Consider the following 19,055-nt stretch of genomic DNA (forward strand, 5'->3'; position numbering starts at 1 on the left):
TGCCGCCGCGGCGGCCGCGAGCATCGGCAAGCGAGATGCAGCCGTCAGGCGACGGCGCGGCGGCCACCACGCAGCGCCGGCACCGCCGGCGCACCACGCTCAGCGCTGCAGGTTCTGCAGCGCTGCGCTCACGTACACCAGCGGCGCGTTCCAGTTGATCGCCACCTCGTTGCTGGCATAACTGCATTCCTGGTCCAGGTAGGACAGCGCCGGCAACGACGAGGCGTAGGCGTGCTTGCACTCCCGGGCGTCCTGCTGGCCCGGCTGCGGACCGCCGACCAGCAGGCCCGGCACCGGCAGGGCGACGCCATCGGCGATGGAGATGCGATGGTGGATGTGCAGCGGCGAACGCGCGCCGATGCCGGTCACGAACGACATGCCCAGCGGGTTGCGCCCGAGCACGTAGTCCAGCTGCGACTGCGCGGCCTGCAGGTACTCCGGCTTGCCTTGCAGCCGATAGGCCTGCAGCAGCAGCATCGCCTGGTTCAGCGCGGTGCTGTTGCTGCCCCAATGGAAGTCGCCCGGGGCCATCGCCACTTTCCACGCCGAGCCCTGCCAGGCATGCAGCAAGTGCGTGGCCACGCTGTCGATCTCGTGCGCGATGCGCGCCTGGTCCGCGTGCGCGGTCAGCCGCGTGCGGTGCTGCGCCAGCGACATCCACGCCAGCCCGCCGACCGAGCCCCAGTTCGGCACGCTCGCCGGCACGTTGCGCGCCATCGCCGCGTCGTAGAACGCGTCGTCGCCGGTGGCCAGGTACAGTTCGGTCGCCGCCCAGGCGAACTCGTCGTCGAGCTTGTCGTCGTTGTAGCCGCCGGTATGCACGTCCGCCGGCTGCCGGTAGACCGCATCCGGATGCGCCTGCGCCCACGCCCAGGCGCGGCGCGAGGCCTGCAGCATGCGCTTGGACACGCCGTCGAAGCGGTCGTCGAACGGGGCGTAGATGCGGCTGGCCTGGGCCATCACCGCCGCGAAGTCGAGCGTGGCCGCGGTGCTCTTCTGCACCACGTAACGCGGCGCGCGCGCCTGGTCGGGCATCTGCATGCCGCCGAAGTCCAGGTTGGTCAGCTTGTGGTAGACCCCGCCGTCGCCCGGATCCTGCATCGCCAGCAGCCACTGCAGGTTCCAGTCGACCTCGCGCAGGATGTCGGGCACGCCGCCGCCGCTGTCCGGAATGCCTTCCTTCTGCGCGGCGAAGTAGGCCGGGAATTGTTCGTAGGCGGCCAGCAGCGTGTACACGGTGATGCCGGAATTGACCACGTACTTGTTGTAGTCGCCGGCGTCGTACCAACCCTTCGGCGCGGAGATCGCGGTGCCGGCCGGACGTCCCGGCGAGCCCGCCGAGGCGTGGACCAGCACGTGGGTGTCGGGATGCCCTTCCGCGCGCGCGTGGCGGCCGGCGTACTCGCCGGGCAGCGCGGTGCTGGCGCGGTTGAAGTAATAGGCTTTCAGTGCCGCGCGCGTCACCGCGTCGTAGGCGTCGGCGGCAATGGCGAAGCTGTCCGATGGCGCCAGCCCGTCCACGCGCAGGCGATAGCGGCCCGGTTCGCGCAGCGCGGAGAAATCGGCGATGCGCACCGCCTGTTGCGCCGGCGCCCATGTCGCCACCGGCCCCAGCGTGCCGCGCAGCACCACCTTGCCCGAGTCGGCGCGTTCGACCGCGAAGGCGTCGCCGTGGCCATCGGGCACCACCGCAAGCTTGCTGGCGGCCGGCAGATAGCCGACCTGGTTGAGCCGGATCGGCGACATGGCGGCATCCTCGGAACGCGAAGCGCAGCCACCGACGACCAGGCAGGCGAGAAGCAGGCAACGCAAGGCGGTAGGCAGGTTCATGCGCCGATACTGGCCGGCCGCGATGACGGCTGCAAGCGCGGCGCGGCGCGCTTTCAGCCGCCAGCCGGAATGCCGCGGCGCCTGCGGCCTGTCACGCGATCGGGGCTGGCGCCCTAACCCGCCAGCGACCGCGCCTGCAGCGACGGCAGCTCGTGCGTGGTGACGAAACGGCCCTTGCCGTCGCGCGCCAGTTGCGCCAGCGCGCAGTCCGGGTCGTGGGTAAAGAACAGGTGCACGTTGCGCGCCAGCGCGTCTTCCAGGAACGCGCGCTTCTCGTCGATCAGCAGTTCGGCGTTGCGGTCGTAGCCCATCGTGATCGGCACATGCACCCAGGAGCGCCCGGGGATCAGGTCGGCGCAGAAGGCGACGCCGCCATGCGCCTGGCCCTCGACCTGCTGCGCGCCGACGATCTCGGCCAGCATCAGCCCCGGCGTGTGCCCGTCGCTGAAACGGAAGCGCACCGCCTCGCCCAGGCTGCGCGAATAGTCGCCGTCGACCAGCTCCAGGCGGCCGCTGGCCTCCAGCAGGCCGGGCAATTCGGGAATGAAGCTGGCGCGGTCGCGCGGATGCGGCTGCAGCGCGCGCTGCCAGTGCGCCGCGCCGACCAGGAAGCGCGCGTTCGGGAACAGCAGTTCCGGCGCGGCGCCTTCGCGCCATGGCGCCAACAGCCCGCCGGCATGGTCGAAGTGCAGGTGGCTCAACACCACCACGTCGATGTCGGTATGCGCGACGCCGGCCTCGTGCAACGACTCCAGCAGCACGTGGCGCTCTTCCTGGATCCCGTAGCGCTCGCGCAGCGCCGGCGCGAAGAACGCGCCGACACCGGTCTCGAACAGCACCGTCTTGCCGGCCAGCGGGCGCGCCAGCAGCGCGCGGCAGGCCAGCGCGATGCGGTTGCCGTCGTCGGGGGCGGCCCACTGCTGCCACATCGCCTTGGGCGCGTTGCCGAACATCGCGCCGCCGTCGAGTTTCTGGGAGTTGCCTTGGATGGACCAGAGCTTCATTGCAGGGATTCGGGATTGGGGATTCGCAAAAGCGGGCGGCTCAGCGCACCGGCGCTGCCAGTTGCAGGACCTCGGCGCTGCCGACCTCGTTGCGCGGGTCGCTGCCGCCGCTGAGCGTGTTGCTGCGCTTGTCCCACTCCACCGTCTGCAGGTTGCCCCACACGTGGCTGGAACCGCGGCCGCCCTCGGCGCTGTCGCCCGGCAGCTTGAGCGCATGGCCCATCGCCTGCAGGCCCTGCACGGTGGCCGCGTCGAAGGTGCCGGTCTCGGCCTCGATCACGTCCGGCAGCCACTGGTGGTGGTAGCGCGGCAACGCGGCGACCTGCTGCGCACTCAGGCCGTCGTCGTAGCCGAGGATGCCGAGCAGCACCATGGTGATGATGCGGCTGCCGCCCGGGGTGCCGAGCACGATGGTCTTGTCGGCGTTCTCCATGAAGGTCGGCGTCATCGAGCTGAGCGGGCGCTTGCCCGGCTTGGGCGCGTTGGCTTCGTAGCCCATCACGCCGAACGCGTTGGGCGTGCCGGGCTTGAGCGCGAAGTCGTCCATCTCGTCGTTGAGCAGCACGCCGGTGCCCTTGGGGATCAGCCCGGAGCCGAACAGCAGGTTCACGGTCTGGGTCGCACCGACGCGGTTGCCCTCGCCGTCGATGATCGAGAAATGGGTGGTCTCGTCGTCTTCCAGCGGGGTCGGCTGGCCCGACAGCAGGTCGCTGGGCGTGGCCTTCTCCGGGTTGATCGTCGAGCGCAGGCCGACCGCATAGTCCTTGCTCAGCAGCACGCGCTGCGGCACCGCGGTGAAGTCCGGATCGCCGAGGAAGAAGGTGCGATCGCGGTAGGCGCGGCGCATCGCCTCCACCACCAGGTGGGTGCGGTGCACCGGGTCCATCGCCTTCAGGTCGTAGCCTTCCAGGATCTGCAGCATGCTGGCCAGGGCGATGCCGCCGGACGACGGCGGCGGCGCGGTGGTGATGCTCCAGCCCTTGTAGTCGAACCGGATCGGCGTGCGCTGCTTGACCGTGTAGCCGGCCAGCTCCTCGGCGGTCCAGTGGCCGCCGGCCTGCTTGACCCCGGCCAGCAGCTTCTTGGCGGTGGCGCCGCGGTAGAACCCGTCGAAGCCCTTGGCGCCCAGCAACTGCAGCGTGTTGGCCAGTTCCGGCTGCTTGAACAGGTCGCCTTCGGCGATCGGCTTGCCGTTGCGCAGATACACCTCGCGGGTGCCGGGATAGCGCTCCATCACCTCGCGCCGCGACCGGTAGCCCTCGGCCATGCGCCGGTACACCGGGAAGCCGTCGCGGGCGATGCGGATCGCCGGCGCCAGCGACTGTTGCAGCGGCAGCTTGCCGTGCTTGGTCGCCAGTTCCACCAGCGCCGCAGGCAGGCCGGGAATGCCGGCCGACCACGGGCCGTTGACCGAGCGGTCGCGGTCCAGCGCGCCCTTGGCATCCAGGAACCTGTCGGCGGTCGCCGATTCCGGCGCGACTTCGCGCGCGTCCAGCATCACGTCCTTGCCGGTCTTGGCGTCGTGCAGCAGGAAGAAGCCGCCGCCGCCCAGGCCGGAGCTGATCGGCTCGACCACCGCCAGCGTCGAGGACACCGCCACCGCCGCGTCGAACGCGTTGCCGCCCTCGCGCAGGATCTGCAGGCCGGCCTCGGTGGCCAGGCGGTGGCCGCTGGCGACGGCGGCGCCGGGCGGATGTGCGGCAGAGGCAGCGGCAACGACCGGCGCCTCGGCCCACGCCGGCGGCGTCAGGACCAGGGCGAGCAGCAGGACACGGCGGACGAGGGTTCTCATGCGGCGGGGGGCTCCTGTCGGTAAAACTCGGGATGATCGCGCTGCAGTTGCAGCAGCTTGGCCAGCAACTGGTCGTGGCTTTCCGGAATCGCCGGATCCGGGTCGATGCATTCGACCGGGCACACCACCACGCACTGCGGCTCGTCGAAATGGCCGACGCATTCGGTACAGCGGGCCGGATCGATCACATAGATCGTCTCGCCCATCGCGATGGCCTGGTTCGGGCAGGCCGGCTCGCAGACGTCGCAGTTGACGCAGAGCTCGTTGATCTTGAGGGACATTTCACAGAAGTCGGCACTAACCGCGCCATCTTACCGGATCGGGCGCGGCGGCCCCGGCATGGCGGTCACGTCCGGCGGGACGCTGCGTCGCGCAGGCGACGGCTTGATGCGCCAGCGGACCGGGCCGGCGGCGCGGATGCCCGTGGCAATGGCTTGCGGCGTCCCAGGGAATGCACCTGCCGCCCTGCCGGGCCGAGGCGCGCGCAGGAGCCGGATCGGGCGAGGGATGCCGCTGGCGGGAAGGAGACGCTGCCGGCGACGGGCGGACGGTCGCGGCCGCAGGCCAGCGGAAGCTGGCAACTGCGTCGGCGCGCGCGCGATGGCCGGCCCGCCACGCCAGGCCGGCGCGCCCATGCAGGCACGCCGGCGCGACGGCGCTTACTTCGCTTCGACGAAGATGTACTCGGCGCCGGTCGGCTGGATCACGGTCTGCACGCGCGCGTTGTCGGCGGCGTTGCCGATGTAGACCACGCGCACGCCCTTCATCGTGTTCGGCTCGACCTTGGCGAAGGCGGCGGCGATCAGGTCGGCCATCTTGGCCGAGGCCGAGGAGCCGAACGCCAGCATGTTGCCCGGCTGGATGCCGCGGCCGATGGCGGTGGTGGCGCTTTCGACCTGGCGATCGTACTTGGCCTGGAAGTCCGCATCCGACTCCGGCGGCAGGTAGTACAGGAACGGGCTGTTGGTGATGGTGCCCATGTTCTGCAGCGCCACTTCCTGCAGGTACTTCTTCCAGCCGGCATCGTCGTCCTTGGACGGCACGGTGAGCGCAGGCTGCGCGTCGGCGGCGGGCGCGGCGGCCTCTTCCTTCTTGCAGGCGGTGAAGCCCAGTGCCAGCGAGGCGATCAGCAGCACGCGTACGGTGTTCTTCATGGATGGCTCCCTTGTTGTCTGTGAATGGCGGACGGCTCAGCGCTGCGCCGCGGCTTGGCGGGCCTGGACCAGCGCCTGCACCACCGACGGCGGCACGAAGCCGGACACGTCCCCGCCCAGCCGCGCGATCTCGCGCACCAGCGACGACGAAATGAAACTGTGTTGCTCGGCCGGGGTGAGGAACAGCGTCTCCACCTCCGGGATCAGATGCCGGTTCATGCTCGCCATCTGGAACTCGTATTCGAAATCCGACACCGCGCGCAGGCCGCGCAGCAGCACCCCGCCGCCGACCGAGCGCACGAAATGCGCCAGCAGCGTGTCGAAGCCGATCACCTCCACGTTGCGGTGCCCGGCCAGCGCCTCGCGGGCCAGGTTCACGCGCAACTCCAGCGGCAGCGTCGGCCCCTTGGACGGACTCTGCGCCACGCCCACCACCACCTGCTCGAACAGCGGCGCGGCCCGGTTGACCAGGTCGATGTGACCGTTGGTGATCGGATCGAAGGTGCCGGGGTAGACGGCGATGCGGCTGTGGGCCACGGTCATGCGTTGGATACCGCGTGAAGGTCGCCGGGAAGTGTAGCAGCGGTGCGCCGGTACAGGGCAGCGCGGACCTCGCGGCTGCCGCCCTCGCGGTACAGCGCCCACGGCGCCGGCACTGCGGGCGCCTGCCCGGCCGGCGACTCCAGGTACAGCCAGGCGTCGGCGGCCAGCCGCGCCGGCAGCCGCTGCAGCACCGCATCCCACAGCCCATCGGCGAACGGCGGGTCGACGAAGGCGATGTCGGCCGGGGCGTCGGCGCCCGGCGCCGCCAGCCAGCGCAGCGCGTCGTCCTGCACCACCTGGATCTGCGCCTGCGCCTGCAGCCTGGCGACGCTGGCGCGCAGGCCGGCGGCCAGCGCCGGGTCGCGTTCGACCAGGCAGGCCGAGGCCGCGCCGCGCGACACCGCCTCCAGGCCGAGCGCGCCGCTGCCGGCGAACAGGTCCAGCACGCGCGCGCCAGGCAGCACCGGCAGCAGCCAGTTGAACAGGGTCTCGCGGACCCGGTCGGAGGTCGGGCGCAGGCCCGGCAGGTCCGGCACCGGCAGCCGCGTGTTGCGCCAGCGCCCCCCGATGATGCGTACCTGGCCCGCGCCGGCGCGGCTCATCGGCGGCCTCGCGACGGCCGGGAATCGGGAGGCAACGGGCACGGGATCGGCATCGACGGCGGCGGTACGGAACGGGGCCAGGATGATAGACCAGCGCCATGACGCCCGCTCGCGCCGGCTGGCGCTTGAAGCCGGGCCCGGCCGCCACCATCTCCGCTGGCAGAGTCGCGCCCTCCTCCGCGCGGCCAGCCATCACCCATGGAGCAAGCACCGATGAGCGTGGAAACCCAAAAAGAAACCCTGGGCTTTCAGACCGAGGTCAAGCAGCTGCTGCAGCTGATGATCCACTCGCTGTATTCCAATAAAGAGATCTTCCTGCGCGAACTGATCTCCAATGCCTCCGACGCGGCCGACAAGCTGCGCTTCGAGGCGCTGGTCAAGCCGGAGCTGCTGGACGGCGATGCGCAGCTGCGCATCCGCATCGGCTTCGACAAGGACGCCGGCACCGTCACCATCGACGACAACGGCATCGGCATGAGCCGCGAGGAGATCGTCTCGCACCTGGGCACTATCGCCAAGTCCGGCACGTCCGACTTCCTCAAGCACCTGTCCGGCGACCAGAAGAAGGATTCGCACCTGATCGGCCAGTTCGGCGTGGGCTTCTACAGCGCCTTCATCGTCGCCGACCAGGTCGACGTGTACAGCCGCCGCGCTGGGCTGCCGGCCAGCGAAGGCGTGCACTGGTCCTCGCGCGGCGAAGGCGAGTTCGAGGTCGCCACCATCGACAAGCCCGAGCGCGGCACCCGCATCGTGCTGCAGCTGAAGGAAGGCGAGCAGGACTTCGCCGACGGCTGGAAGCTGCGCGGCATCGTGCGCAAGTATTCCGACCACATCGCCCTGCCGATCGAACTGCCCAAGGAACATCACGGCGAGGACAAGGACAAGCCGGAAACCCCCGAATGGGAGACCGTCAACCGCGCCAGCGCGCTGTGGACGCGGCCGCGCAACGAGATCAAGGACGAGGAATACCAGGAACTCTACAAGCACATCGCGCACGACCACGAGAACCCGGTGGCGTGGAGCCACAACAAGGTCGAAGGCAAGCTCGACTACACCTCGCTGCTGTACGTGCCCGGGCGCGCGCCGTTCGACCTGTACCAGCGCGACGCCTCGCGCGGGCTCAAGCTGTACGTGCAGCGCGTCTTCATCATGGACCAGGCCGAGCAGTTCCTGCCGCTGTACCTGCGCTTCGTCAAGGGCATCGTCGATTCCAGCGACCTGCCGCTGAACGTGTCGCGCGAGATCCTGCAGTCCGGCCCGGTGATCGACTCGATGAAGTCGGCGCTGACCAAGCGTGCGCTGGACATGCTGGAGAAGCTGGCCAAGGACGAACCCGAGCGCTACAAGAGCGTGTGGAAGAACTTCGGCCAGGTGCTGAAGGAAGGCCCGGCCGAGGACTTCGCCAACCGCGAGAAGATCGCCGGCCTGCTGCGCTTCGCCTCCACCCACAGCGGCGACGCCGAGCACAGCGTGGCGCTGGCCGACTACGTCGCGCGGATGAAGGAAGGCCAGGACAAGCTGTACTACCTGAGCGGCGAGAGCTACGCGCAGATCAAGGACAGCCCGCACCTGGAAGTGTTCCGCAAGAAGGGCATCGAAGTGCTGCTGCTCACCGACCGCATCGACGAGTGGCTGATGAGCTACCTCAACGAGTTCGACGGCAAGTCCTTCGTCGACGTCGCGCGCGGCGACCTGGACCTGGGCAAGCTCGACAGCGACGAAGAGAAGCAGGCCATGGAAGAAGCGGCCAAGGCCAAGCAGGGCCTGGTCGAGCGCATCCAGCAGGCGCTGGGCGAGGACGTCTCGGAAGTGCGCGTGTCGCACCGCCTGACCGATTCGCCGGCGATCCTGGCCATCGGCCAGGGCGACCTGGGCCTGCAGATGCGGCAGATCCTGGAAGCCAGCGGACAGAAGCTGCCGGAAAGCAAGCCGGTGTTCGAGTTCAACCCGGCGCATCCGCTGATCGAGAAGCTGGACGCGGAAGCCGATGGCGAGCGCTTCGGCGACCTGGCCCGGGTGCTGTTCGACCAGGCTGCGCTGGCGGCTGGCGATAGCCTAAAGGATCCGGCTGCTTATGTGCGTCGGCTCAACAAGCTGTTGTTGGAGTTGTCGGCGTAAGCCTTGGCAGCCATGCGTGTGTGGGAACGAAGCCGGCGTCCTGCCGGCTTCGTTGCAGTTGGCGCTCGGCGCTCGCTGCTGCGAACAAGCCTCGGGTGACGATCATCAGCGTCTTGCCGTGCAATCAACAACTGAACAAAGCTTCTCCATATCAAAGCCCCACAGCGCTTACTTTTTACATAGAGAGCGGTCTCCAGCCATGAAAACCGAGCTCCCAAAACCAGGATAATTGACAAATATCTGATGCAACGGCTGATTATTTGGCAATACACCATCTTCCAGCATCTCAGTTAGTTTTTTAGCTATCAACCTGTCAAGAACATAATTTTTTGAGCTATTTTTAATCGAAATCCTTCTATTTTCCAGAGAAGCTTTGACGCAGCTTTCTTTTGGCCAATCTCCGACAGGGCCTCTATGCAGACCTACTTCAAAGGCACGACCCCATTGTCCTCAGATGCAGAGGTCGCGCGCAAAACCTGAAGAGATAAAAAACCAATAAGAAAATTTTTCACGGATTTAATTCGCGGAATAGCTAGAATAAGACTTAATATAGCCATTCCCAATACCCAAAAATTAATTACTTTGAAACCCCTGCACTTGACAGAGATTTAATCAAATCATCGAAATTAGGCTCAACAACCGCATTAGTCAAATATTTACCGCCCTCGAAGTTGACAATTATCCGCGCCTCCGGGGATCCAATGCGATAGACATAAGACCCAATCTTCTCAAAGACACCATCGAGATCGACAACAAGAGGACATTTTTTTGAATCACTAGTATTGAAATCACTTGCGGGCTCCAAGAACAATGTGTACCTCTCCCCCACCTCCAGCGGAACATTGGAGCAAAATTTCTTATAGCCCACCCAAGAGGCTTCAGGCATCTTCAATGCCGCAATTGTTTTTTCCTCAAGCGAGATTATATATATTCGATTGCAATATCCCTTCACGGGACACGAACCGTAAACTTCCCTAACCTCCCCAACGATCACCGCAGTAGAATTTTCAAACAATTTCTCTATTGACCTGTTTGAAGGTGATGAGCCACAAGCCGAAAAAGGAAAAACAATCAATCCGACGAGCAGTATAAATACGTTTCTCATAGTTTAGTTATCCTTGCTATCTTCATCCCAGCCGGCGTTCATTGTTTCACGAGCTGCCGCCTCGACATTCCTCTCAAATTGGCAGTTCCACTCTGCGCACCCTGCTGCCAACTGGGCAACTTTTTGATTATCGAATTGAGTGTCAAAGTGAAACACTTCATGCATGAAACGAAAAACCCTAAAGTAAGTGGATCTACCATCAAAGTATCTTGCAGCACTAAGCACAATCGAACCTCGATCATTTTTTGAATGAAAATTCGCGTAGGCGACGCTCGTTGGCGCGACTTTCCCACCCTGTGCAGTTGAAACGTCCCAGTTACTACTATCTATTGCAACGCCATCAAGCTTATTAAATGCTCTAACAGCACGCGAATCTCCAGCAGCCTTAGCCGTCCTTCCGACGGAATTTGCATCCTTAACCGCAGTATCGATCTGTTTCTTTGACGCCTGTTCAGGCCCCGACGGAACTGACCATCGACGAAGTGATCGTTTTAGGCATTAATGCTGTACCCGCCATGGTTGTGTACTCTGCAGTGCTTACTGCAGTGCCGTCTTCATTACATACGTGTGTGCCTGTACACATTCCATTTGAATCAGAAAAACTATAAGGATTATTGTCTGAATATTTATACCGATTAAATAAAATAGCAGGATCCCGCATCGCGGCCACAGGATCAACTGATAAGAACCGCCCGATCAGCGGATCATAGTACCGCTGCTGCATGTACGTCAGCCCGGTCGCCGCATCCTGCACATGCCCGGTGAAGCCGGGTCCATCGGTCAGCGGGCGATTGAGCAGCTTACCGTATGGCTCGTACTCGCTGGTCTCGATCAGATTGCCGCTGGCGTCGGTGACGGCGATCGGGGTGCCGAGGGCGTCGGTGTGGACGTACTCCACCGTTTCGGCAGCCGCGTGAAGCGGTAGCGCCGCGGCTAGCAGCCACAACAGCTTGGTCAAGGACCTAGCGATTCCTTTCATATCGTGTCCGATGCTCATTGGTTCAGCCCTCCCTTGAGCGGCGGGGTGAAGGCGGCGGACCAGGCCGAGCAGCCGTTCTCGTTGCAGGCGCGGACCTGGACGCTGTTGCCACCCGTCTTGCTCAACGTGACGTGGTTAAACTCATCAAAGGGAAATGATTAGATTCCCTACCGCCAACCCCGTGCCCGCAATGCAATTTAGCTGATCAATGGCAACAGTACGGAAAGACCTTAAAATTAAGCAATATTTTTGAGACTTCCGCCAACCTTTCCGCATCACCAAAAACATCATAAGAAATGAAGCCCCTCAAGGATCCCCCTTGACGGACTCGATGCTCCCCACAGCCGCCAGGACAGTAGGCACTGAGCAATTTGCTTTTTTCTGGCAAAACGACATCATCTGATTTGACGAAGACGTTCTCATTGTCACTCATGAAGTGCCCGGACGAACTTGGCCAGTTCTCCACCGAGACGCACAAAGGACGACTGTCATACGATTCAAATACAATATCAAAGCGCTTCTTCGCCACGTTATCACTGACAATTATATTGTAATAATCAAACTCCGGTCGTGCACGCGTGGCCGTGGAAGTAGATGCACATCCAGCTAGAGCGAAGATCATTGCCGTCACTTTAGCGAAATTCTTTGCAATGACATCCAATTGAGCATAGTCCATAAAGTGATCCGTATTTGCCATTGGCCACGTTGTCCGCAGGCGGCATACTGAAAGATCCACAGCCGCCTAGCTGCGCCGGTTCAACAAGCTATTGCTGGATTTGTCGGCGCAAGCCTGTGGCACCCGATCGCGCAGAAGAACGAAGCGGGCACCTGACGGATTTTAATTAAGCTTTAATTCTACGAATTCGACCCTCTACCCAAAAAAAATGCCGTAATTCGAATTTCACTTAAGACGACCCACGCAATCATTCATCCCATTTCATGGCGAAGATTTCCTTAATTTCCTGACCGGGAAAACACCCTGATCGTATACAAGATCACACCCTGCATTGACGCAAGAATTTATTCTTTCAGTCAACGACATGACTTTCTCCACCCTCACTATTTTATTGATAGAACCTGCCTGTCTATAGTAGCTACCACCAACGTAGTCATGCCTGTCAAATGAAAACTGGGATACTAATTTAATGTGGCCAGCATCTTTAATCCTGAACCCAATCTTGTCCAGCATGATAAAAGACATTGAAAAATCGTCCGCTTCGGCAGAATCCCTGGATGGATACAATATAGCAGCGCCGTGCCCGGGATAATATGCCGTAAACTCGACATACATTTTGTTGTATTGCCTAGGATTAGCAGCCACTGAATAAAATGATGTCAAACACGGTGACTGGATCGTCCCTACCCCGCGTATACAATCCGCCCCTTGACTACTTTTACTGCAACTAGAGATTGTGAGTGCGATGACCACAACGCATATTTCTGAGAACCATTTATTCATCACTTTTCCTTCTCTATATAATCGGAGAGCGGAACATAATCTATGCGGGACGGCTTCTCGCTGGAGTACTTATCATAATTCCAGAAATATATGTGGCCATTCCAAGTCAAAGCAGCATTTACATGCTCATTAATCGCGGATGTCAAGTCTCCGGCGCAATTACTTGATTTACACATAACATCATTGAAGCCTCCGGGACCTACCATGAGATCCTGGCCTGAAAATTTCGGACTATACGGATGTGTATGTATGAAACCAAACCTTGAAAGACCTGCAGGGTGCCTAACATCAAAGAAACCATTTATTGACCGAACATTGCCACTACTATAAACAGAACCAAACGTATATTGCCCAGATGAGGTCAGATAAGTATGAGAGCCCAGTTCTACGCCATATGCATCAGACACTGGCTCAACAATACTGGACCACTCATCGTGCATCTCCTCTTTTGTTGCATAATTATGAAAAGCATCAGCCGCCTTCAAAGCTCGGTTAGCTTGATTTGCAGCCATTAAGCCAGTTCTTTTCGCGGAAACCTGCATCTCAGCGGTACCGCCGCTTTCACATATGGCGTTGATATGAGTACCTGTACATCCCAAGCGACCATCCGGATCTTTGAATTTATAGGGATTATTGTTTCCATACCAATATCTATTAAAATTGCTGCCAGTGACCGAACTGGCAGTCACCGGGTCAACGGACAAGAACCGTCCAATCATCGGATCATAGTACCGCTGCTGCATGTACGTCAGGCCGGTGGCCGCATCCTGCACATGCCCGGTGAAGCCGGGTCCATCGGTCAGCGGGCGATTGAGCAGCTTACCGTAGGGTTCGTACTCGCTGGTCTCGATCAGGTTGCCGCTGGCGTCGGTCACCGCGATAGGGGTGCCGAGGGCGTCGGTGTGGACGTACTCCACCGTTTCGGCCGCCGCATGCAGCGGCAGCGCGAGGGCCAGCAACCACAGCAGCTTGGTCAGGGGCTTGGCGATTCCTTTCTTCTCGTATCCGATGCTCATTAGCCTCTCCCCTCAAGCGTCGGCGTGAAGACGGCTGACCAGGCCGAGCATCCGTTCTCGTTGCAGGCGCGCACCTGCACCGTGTTGACGCTGCCGGTCTTGCTCAAGGTGACGAAGGTCTTGGGGCCGGAGTAGCTGACCGCACCACTTATCTCGTACCGCGTGGCGCGCGCGCTAGCGGTCCAGTCCAGTTCGAAAGTGGCTGGGGAGGTGTTGATGTAGCGATAGCCCGTATTGAACGACGGTGTAGTTGGTGGCGAGGTATCCACCACCGTGGTCTGCGTATTGGAGTACGGTCCGCAGCCGGCGATGTTGCAGGCCTTAGCCCGGTAGGCATAACTACCGTTGCCCTTGCCGGAAAACGCCTGGCTGGTGGCATTGGCGTTCTGAGTAGCCGTCCAGCCGCCGCCGTTGGCGCTTTCTTCCAGCGTGTAGCTGCTGGCAGTGGCTACCCCGCTCCAGCTCACCGTGTAGCCGTTGACGCCGGCGCTGGCTGGGGCACTCAGGCTGGGTGCGCCAGTGGGGGCGAAGATCACCTGAGTGGAGGCATTGCCGGAATAGCTACCGCAGCCGGCCGCGTTGCATGCCTTGACCCGGTACACGTACGTACCGGCGCCGCGGCCGCTGACACCCGCGCTGGTTCCGCCCACCGAGGCGATCCCACTCCAGTTGCTGCCGCCGTTGCTGCTTTCTTCCAGGTTGTAGCTGACGGTGGTGGCGACCGTGCTCCAGCTGAGCGTGTAGCTGCCGCTGGTGTTGGTTGCAGGCGCACTGAGCGTCGGGGCCGAACCCGGGGCATAGACCGCCTGCACCGTCCCGGTGCCCGAGTACGGTCCGCAGCCGGCCGGGTTGCAGCCGCGCACGCGGTAGGCGTAGCTGCCGGCGGCCTTGCCGCTGTAGGCATTGCTCTGCGCGCTGCCGCTGTAGGACACGCTCCAGTTGCCGCCGTTGGCGCTCTCTTCCAGCGAGTAGGTGGCCGCGCCGGTGACCGTGCCCCAGCTGATGGTGTAGTTGCCGACCACGCCGGTGCCGGGCACGCTGATGCTGGGCGCATCGCTGGGCGCGAACTGCACCACGGCCGTGCCGGTAGCGCTCCAAGCGCCGCAGTAGCTGCCCAGGCAGGCACGGGCGCGATAGGCGTAGCTGCCCGCAGCCTTGCCGGAGACCGCCTGGCTGGTCGCGGTGCCCGAGTACAGCGCGGTCCAGCTACCGCCGTTGGCTTGTTCCTGCAGTTCGTAGCGGTTGGCAGAGGCCACCGTCGTCCACTGCACGGTATAGCTGCCGGAACTGCTATAGCCGGGGACGGTCACGCTGGGCGAGGCCAGCGTCGGCAGGTTGCTGACCTTGGCCAGCAGGCTGCCGCCCAGGTACACGTACTCGGTGATCTTGCCGACGCGTTCGTCGCGCTGGTAACGCAGCACGCCGTCCTGCCCGTACAGCGAGACGATATTGCCCAGGCTCGGGCTGTTGGCCAGCACCCGGCGGCCCTGCGCGTCGTAGCGGTAGGTCTCCACGCCGGTGACCTCGCGCAGGCGGTTGCCCTTGTCGAACAGATAGTGGATGCCGTTCTTGTTGGACAGGTTGCCCTGCGCGTCGTAGCTCAGGCCGATCACCGCCGAGCTGTCGGAGCTGTTGTTGACGCTCAACAGCTGTCGGTTGGCGTTGTAGAAGTAGCTGTAGTCGCGGCTGCCGCCGACCTTGACCGCGGTCAGGTCGTCGAGCACGTTGTAGCTGTAGCGCGCCAGGTTGTCGCCGCCGAACATCGCCGATTGCGTGGTCGACAGGCGATCCAGTCCGTCATAGCTCATGCTGCGCGTCTGCCGGCCGCGGGCGTAGTCGGTGATGCCACCGACGTTGCCGTTTGCGTCGTAGGTATAGCCCAGGTCCAGCGGATTGCTGGCACCGCTGTCGCTGCTGCGCGCCGGCAGCTGGCGGGCGTTCTGCGCCATCGTGTGCACGATGCCGTTGCCGTAGGTGAACTGCTTGATCGCCCCGTTTGGGTAATAGCTCACGCCCAGCGCATAGCCATTGGCCTGCGAAGCCTGGCCGAGCGCATCGGGTGCGTAGTTCAACACCAGGCCCGAGGGATAGGTGACGCCGGCCGGATGGCCGTTGGCCGTATAGGCGTAGCCAACGCTAAGCGCACTCGATCCCGGCTGGGTCATGCTCTCGCTCAGCAGCAGGCGGCGCTTGTTATACGTGTACGCGTTGACCACGGCGTTGCCGCCGTTGCTGTTGTTGGTGGTGACCTGCGCAGGCAGGCCATCGGCGGTGTAGACGAAGGACTGGTTGCCGACGCCATCGGGGAACGCGAGCGTGGCCAGGCGGTTGCGCGCGTCGTAACTCCTGCCGACCTTGGCGCCTGCGGCGACGTCGGCGGTGTTGCAGGCCGAGGTCGACGTATAGCCCTGCCCGCTGGCCGACCAAGCCAGGTTGCCGGCTCCGTCGTAGTCCATCACCATGGCGCCGGTTTCCGGCTCGATGGTCTTGCACAGCTGCTGGTAGCCGTCGTAGACGTAGCTGCGGGTGACCGACAGCGACCCGTCGGCGTTATGACGGCGGATCGAGGTCGGCTTGCCGAATACGTCCAATGAGATATCGGTATTGGCGCCTTCCGGATGCATGATCCACACCGGCTTGGCGTAATCCGGCTGATCGAATATCTGGAAACCGCTGACCGTCTGCTGGCCGCGCGGATTGGTCACGCGGGTCTGGTTGTTGGGCAGATACTCGGTACGCGTGGTCAGCAGACCCAGTTCGCTGTCCTGCGACACGGAGGTGGCGCGGCCAAGTGTGTCGTACTCGCTCCAGGTGCCGGTGCTCAGCGCATCGCTTGCTCCTGGATACGAACTGAAAGTGGTGCGGCCGGCGTAGTCGTAGGCGAACTTCTGGAAGCGCTGCGCGCCGCCGGTGTCGAACTCGTGAACCAACAACGGTCGCCACAGCGCATCGAAGTAGGTCACCTTGCGTCCGTTGCCGGTAGCCACGGTCTGCCGCCAGTGGCCCGCATCCAGGCCGTACTCGCTGCTGGTGACCTGCTCGAACGTCTGCAAGGTGGTGTTCCACGCGACGTTGTCGTTGGACGGATAGGAGATGGCCCCCAGCCGGCCCATGGCGTCGTAGCCATAGGTGGTGGTGTAGCCGTTCTCGTCGGTGGTCGAGGTGATCCAGCCGCTATCGTTGACCGTGGCCGACTCGGTTGTGCCGTCGGCGTAGCGGATCGCCTGCGGTACGCCACGCTTCCAGCTGGAGACGGTGGTCGTGTTGTTGTTGCCGTCCTTCACCGTGGCCAGCGTACCGTCGCTGTTGTAGCCGAGGGTCAGACGCAGCTTGCCGAACGACCAGCGCTGCGACGGCATCGCGTTGCCGTCGTAGCTGGTCTGCGATTCCACCAGACCGGTATTGGTGTTGGTGCTCTTGGCGCGTTGGCCGACGATCCACTTGCCCAGGTCGTCGTAATACTCGGTCGCATCCGTGCGTGAGTGCCAGGGGCTGGCGCGGGTGACGCTGAGCGTGCGCGCGAATGCGTCAAAGCCGTTCGCCGTCCACGTGTAGCTGATGCCCTCCTGCTGTACCACCTTGCTGCGCAGCGGACGCAGCACGTTGGTCAGGGGATTGGGGATGCCGAGCAACGACTGCCCCATTTCCGCAGGGAAGGGCTGCGCGTCCACGTCGCCATCGGCGAAATAGGTGTTGCTGGTCTTGGACACCGTGTTGCCGTTGGCGTCCAGCGCAGAAGTACTCAGCAGGCGGCCGTCGTTGAGGCCGTACATCATCCCGAACTCGTAAGTTGTGGCTGTACCGTCGGGATTGATCACCTTGGCCGTTTTGCTAGGCGTGCAGGTTGGGCAAGGATCGGTGGCTTTGCCCGTTTTGTAGAGCTGCGTTGTCCCGTCGCCAGGAAGGTAATGCCAGACCTGCTGCGTAAGACCCGGTCCGGTCACGGTCTTCGACTTGAGAACATAGTTGTCGAAATAGCCTGGCACGTAAGGAATTGGCGGTTCTTGGCCAAAAGGCACATCGCACCGACCAGCGGGCGTATGAGTGCGGTACTGGCGCTGGTAGTCGAACGCGAACAGGCCGGTGGCACCGGAGGGATGGGTGACCTGTAGGGATACAGCACCGTTCATCGGATCCGGTTCGGAGACGCAATTACTGGCGCCGCCACCGGCCGGCGGCTCGCGCGTCGGCAACATGTTGCCGCTGGCGATGGTGTAGGTCCATTGCGAGCCGTCGGGCTGGGTGACGGTCTTCAGGCGATAAGCGCCCTGCGGCGTCGGGTAGGCGGTGCTGAGTTCGTAGCCGTAGCTCCACGTCTGGCCATTCGCCTGGATGCTGCTGATCAGGTCGCCGTTGTAACTCAGCGTGATCGCACGGCCGTCGCTGGATTGGACTGAGGTCAGTTTGCCGTCGGTATAGCTATAAGTAACCCAGTTACCGAAGCGGTCCTCGACACGGCTCGCCACCAGCGCGACGCGCGTACGCGGTGCGTAAGTAAAGCCCCCAGGGAGACTGGCCATCGGGAGCTTGTAGCTTTTGATGGCGGTAACAACCGCATAGTCGAAATAATACTTGACGCCGCTCGGCGAAATGGCCAGGAAGCCTTCGCCGGCATAGTTGCTGACGCTGGCGAGACAACCCAGGCGCCAACCTTCCTTTGTGATCCAGGGACGGGTGACACCGTCGGTTGGGCGCGGGGTCTTGGCTTGGTTATCGACCAGCATCTCCTGCTCGCCGGCACCAGGGACATGCAGGTAGTAGCCGTGCCAGATGTCGTCGGCTGTGCCGGGATAGGTGTTGCTGCCGACGGTCATTGCTGCATTTGGTCGGGCTGGAACGGAGCACCGCGCATTAGGCGAGGCGCTGGTCGTGACCCAACCCTTGTCCGCCAGGAAATCGCCGTACACGCGCGGCGTGTCGATTTCCCAGTCGCCGAAGCCTTTCGCCACGTATTCTGTGCGCCGGTTCATGACTTTGAATTCGCGCCCCACCGCGACCGGCAGTGCGTTGTTGCCCGGCACATCCACATCGGTGGCATGGAAGCCGACGCTCATGTCATACAGGCTGATGTTCTCGCCGAAGATGTCGCCCTTCAGCGGGCCGACGACTTGCGCAGCCTTGATTTTCTTGTCGTATTCCTCGTAAGGCGCCACGTCGTCCGCCGCGTGCGCACGCGCACCGAGGCACAGCAACACCATGCCGATCACCAGCCGTACTTTGAACATCCGCCAGCCTCTTCCTTTTCAGCCCGTTGCGGGCCGAATTCCCTGAACGATCGCGAGGCTCCCAACGGCGAGTATCGCGACAACGAAAATCGCAAAGAAACGCAATAAAAACCCATCGCGCCAAGGCACGAGGCTATGAGTTGAACGGAAAATCCCCTGCGGGCCGGATCCCGGCTTCGTCGAATTATCGGACTAATTCAGGGATAGCTGTCAACAAAATTTTTCAGC

The 19,055-nt window shown here is 62.9% G+C and carries 14 protein-coding genes; 1 reads left to right on the forward strand and 13 read right to left on the reverse strand.

The features are described from left to right. Positions 1-99 precede the first annotated feature (99 nt). The 7 genes from H9658_RS05640 to rsmD all read right to left on the reverse strand — a co-directional run bounded on the left by H9658_RS05640 (position 100) and on the right by rsmD (position 6,925). Positions 100-1,830, reverse strand: a complete 1,731-nt coding sequence (locus H9658_RS05640) for a glycoside hydrolase family 9 protein (protein ID WP_191824660.1) — start codon at positions 1,828-1,830, stop codon at positions 100-102. Positions 1,831-1,943: 113 nt separating this feature from the next. Beyond that, positions 1,944-2,834, reverse strand: coding sequence for an MBL fold metallo-hydrolase (locus tag H9658_RS05645; protein WP_191824661.1), 891 nt, complete (start codon positions 2,832-2,834; stop codon positions 1,944-1,946). A gap of 40 nt (positions 2,835-2,874) precedes the next feature. After that, complete coding sequence (gene ggt / locus H9658_RS05650; protein WP_191824662.1) at positions 2,875-4,626, reverse strand: gamma-glutamyltransferase; 1,752 nt, start codon at positions 4,624-4,626, stop codon at positions 2,875-2,877. Then, the gene (locus tag H9658_RS05655; RefSeq protein ID WP_179563903.1) at positions 4,623-4,907 is read right to left on the reverse strand and encodes a YfhL family 4Fe-4S dicluster ferredoxin; all 285 of its coding nucleotides are present in this window, start codon (positions 4,905-4,907) and stop codon (positions 4,623-4,625) included. The genes ggt and H9658_RS05655 overlap by 4 nt, the downstream gene beginning before the upstream one ends. A 378-nt stretch (positions 4,908-5,285) precedes the next feature. Further along, on the reverse strand, positions 5,286-5,780 hold the full coding sequence (locus H9658_RS05660; RefSeq protein ID WP_179563902.1) for a hypothetical protein: 495 nt from the start codon (positions 5,778-5,780) through the stop codon (positions 5,286-5,288). 36 nt (positions 5,781-5,816) lie between these two features. Beyond that, positions 5,817-6,323 carry a pantetheine-phosphate adenylyltransferase gene (gene coaD, locus H9658_RS05665; RefSeq protein ID WP_184411109.1) on the reverse strand — a complete coding sequence of 169 codons (507 nt, stop codon included), beginning with the start codon at positions 6,321-6,323 and terminating at the stop codon, positions 5,817-5,819. Then, positions 6,320-6,925, reverse strand: coding sequence for a 16S rRNA (guanine(966)-N(2))-methyltransferase RsmD (rsmD, locus tag H9658_RS05670; RefSeq protein WP_191824663.1), 606 nt, complete (start codon positions 6,923-6,925; stop codon positions 6,320-6,322). The genes coaD and rsmD overlap by 4 nt, the downstream gene beginning before the upstream one ends. A gap of 213 nt (positions 6,926-7,138) precedes the next feature. On the opposite strand from rsmD, the gene htpG reads away from it, so the two are divergent. Further along, on the forward strand, positions 7,139-9,043 hold the full coding sequence (gene htpG / locus H9658_RS05675; protein WP_191824664.1) for a molecular chaperone HtpG: 1,905 nt from the start codon (positions 7,139-7,141) through the stop codon (positions 9,041-9,043). 577 nt (positions 9,044-9,620) lie between these two features. Here the strand turns inward: htpG and H9658_RS05680 are convergent. The 6 genes from H9658_RS05680 to H9658_RS05705 form a co-directional block, all read right to left on the reverse strand. Next, the gene (locus H9658_RS05680) at positions 9,621-10,148 is read right to left on the reverse strand and encodes a hypothetical protein (RefSeq protein ID WP_191824665.1); all 528 of its coding nucleotides are present in this window, start codon (positions 10,146-10,148) and stop codon (positions 9,621-9,623) included. A 451-nt stretch (positions 10,149-10,599) separates the two neighbouring features. Further along, positions 10,600-11,106: an RHS repeat-associated core domain-containing protein gene (locus H9658_RS05685; protein ID WP_225209783.1), complete on the reverse strand. Its 507-nt coding sequence runs from the start codon at positions 11,104-11,106 to the stop codon at positions 10,600-10,602. 226 nt (positions 11,107-11,332) lie between these two features. Next, complete coding sequence (locus H9658_RS05690) at positions 11,333-11,803, reverse strand: hypothetical protein (protein ID WP_191824666.1); 471 nt, start codon at positions 11,801-11,803, stop codon at positions 11,333-11,335. Positions 11,804-12,064: 261 nt separating this feature from the next. Then, a complete protein-coding gene (locus tag H9658_RS05695) occupies positions 12,065-12,586 on the reverse strand; it encodes a hypothetical protein (protein WP_191824667.1) in 522 nt (173 codons plus the stop codon). Further along, positions 12,586-13,602, reverse strand: a complete 1,017-nt coding sequence (locus H9658_RS05700) for an RHS repeat domain-containing protein (protein WP_191824668.1) — start codon at positions 13,600-13,602, stop codon at positions 12,586-12,588. Before H9658_RS05700 ends, H9658_RS05695 begins: the two co-directional genes overlap by 1 nt. Next, a complete protein-coding gene (locus H9658_RS05705; protein WP_191824669.1) occupies positions 13,602-18,827 on the reverse strand; it encodes an RHS repeat protein in 5,226 nt (1,741 codons plus the stop codon). Before H9658_RS05705 ends, H9658_RS05700 begins: the two co-directional genes overlap by 1 nt. Positions 18,828-19,055: the final 228 nt, after the last annotated feature.

Origin of the sequence: Xanthomonas bonasiae (assembly GCF_014836395.1) — a bacterium.
Taxonomy (GTDB): Bacteria; Pseudomonadota; Gammaproteobacteria; order Xanthomonadales; family Xanthomonadaceae; genus Xanthomonas_A; species Xanthomonas_A bonasiae.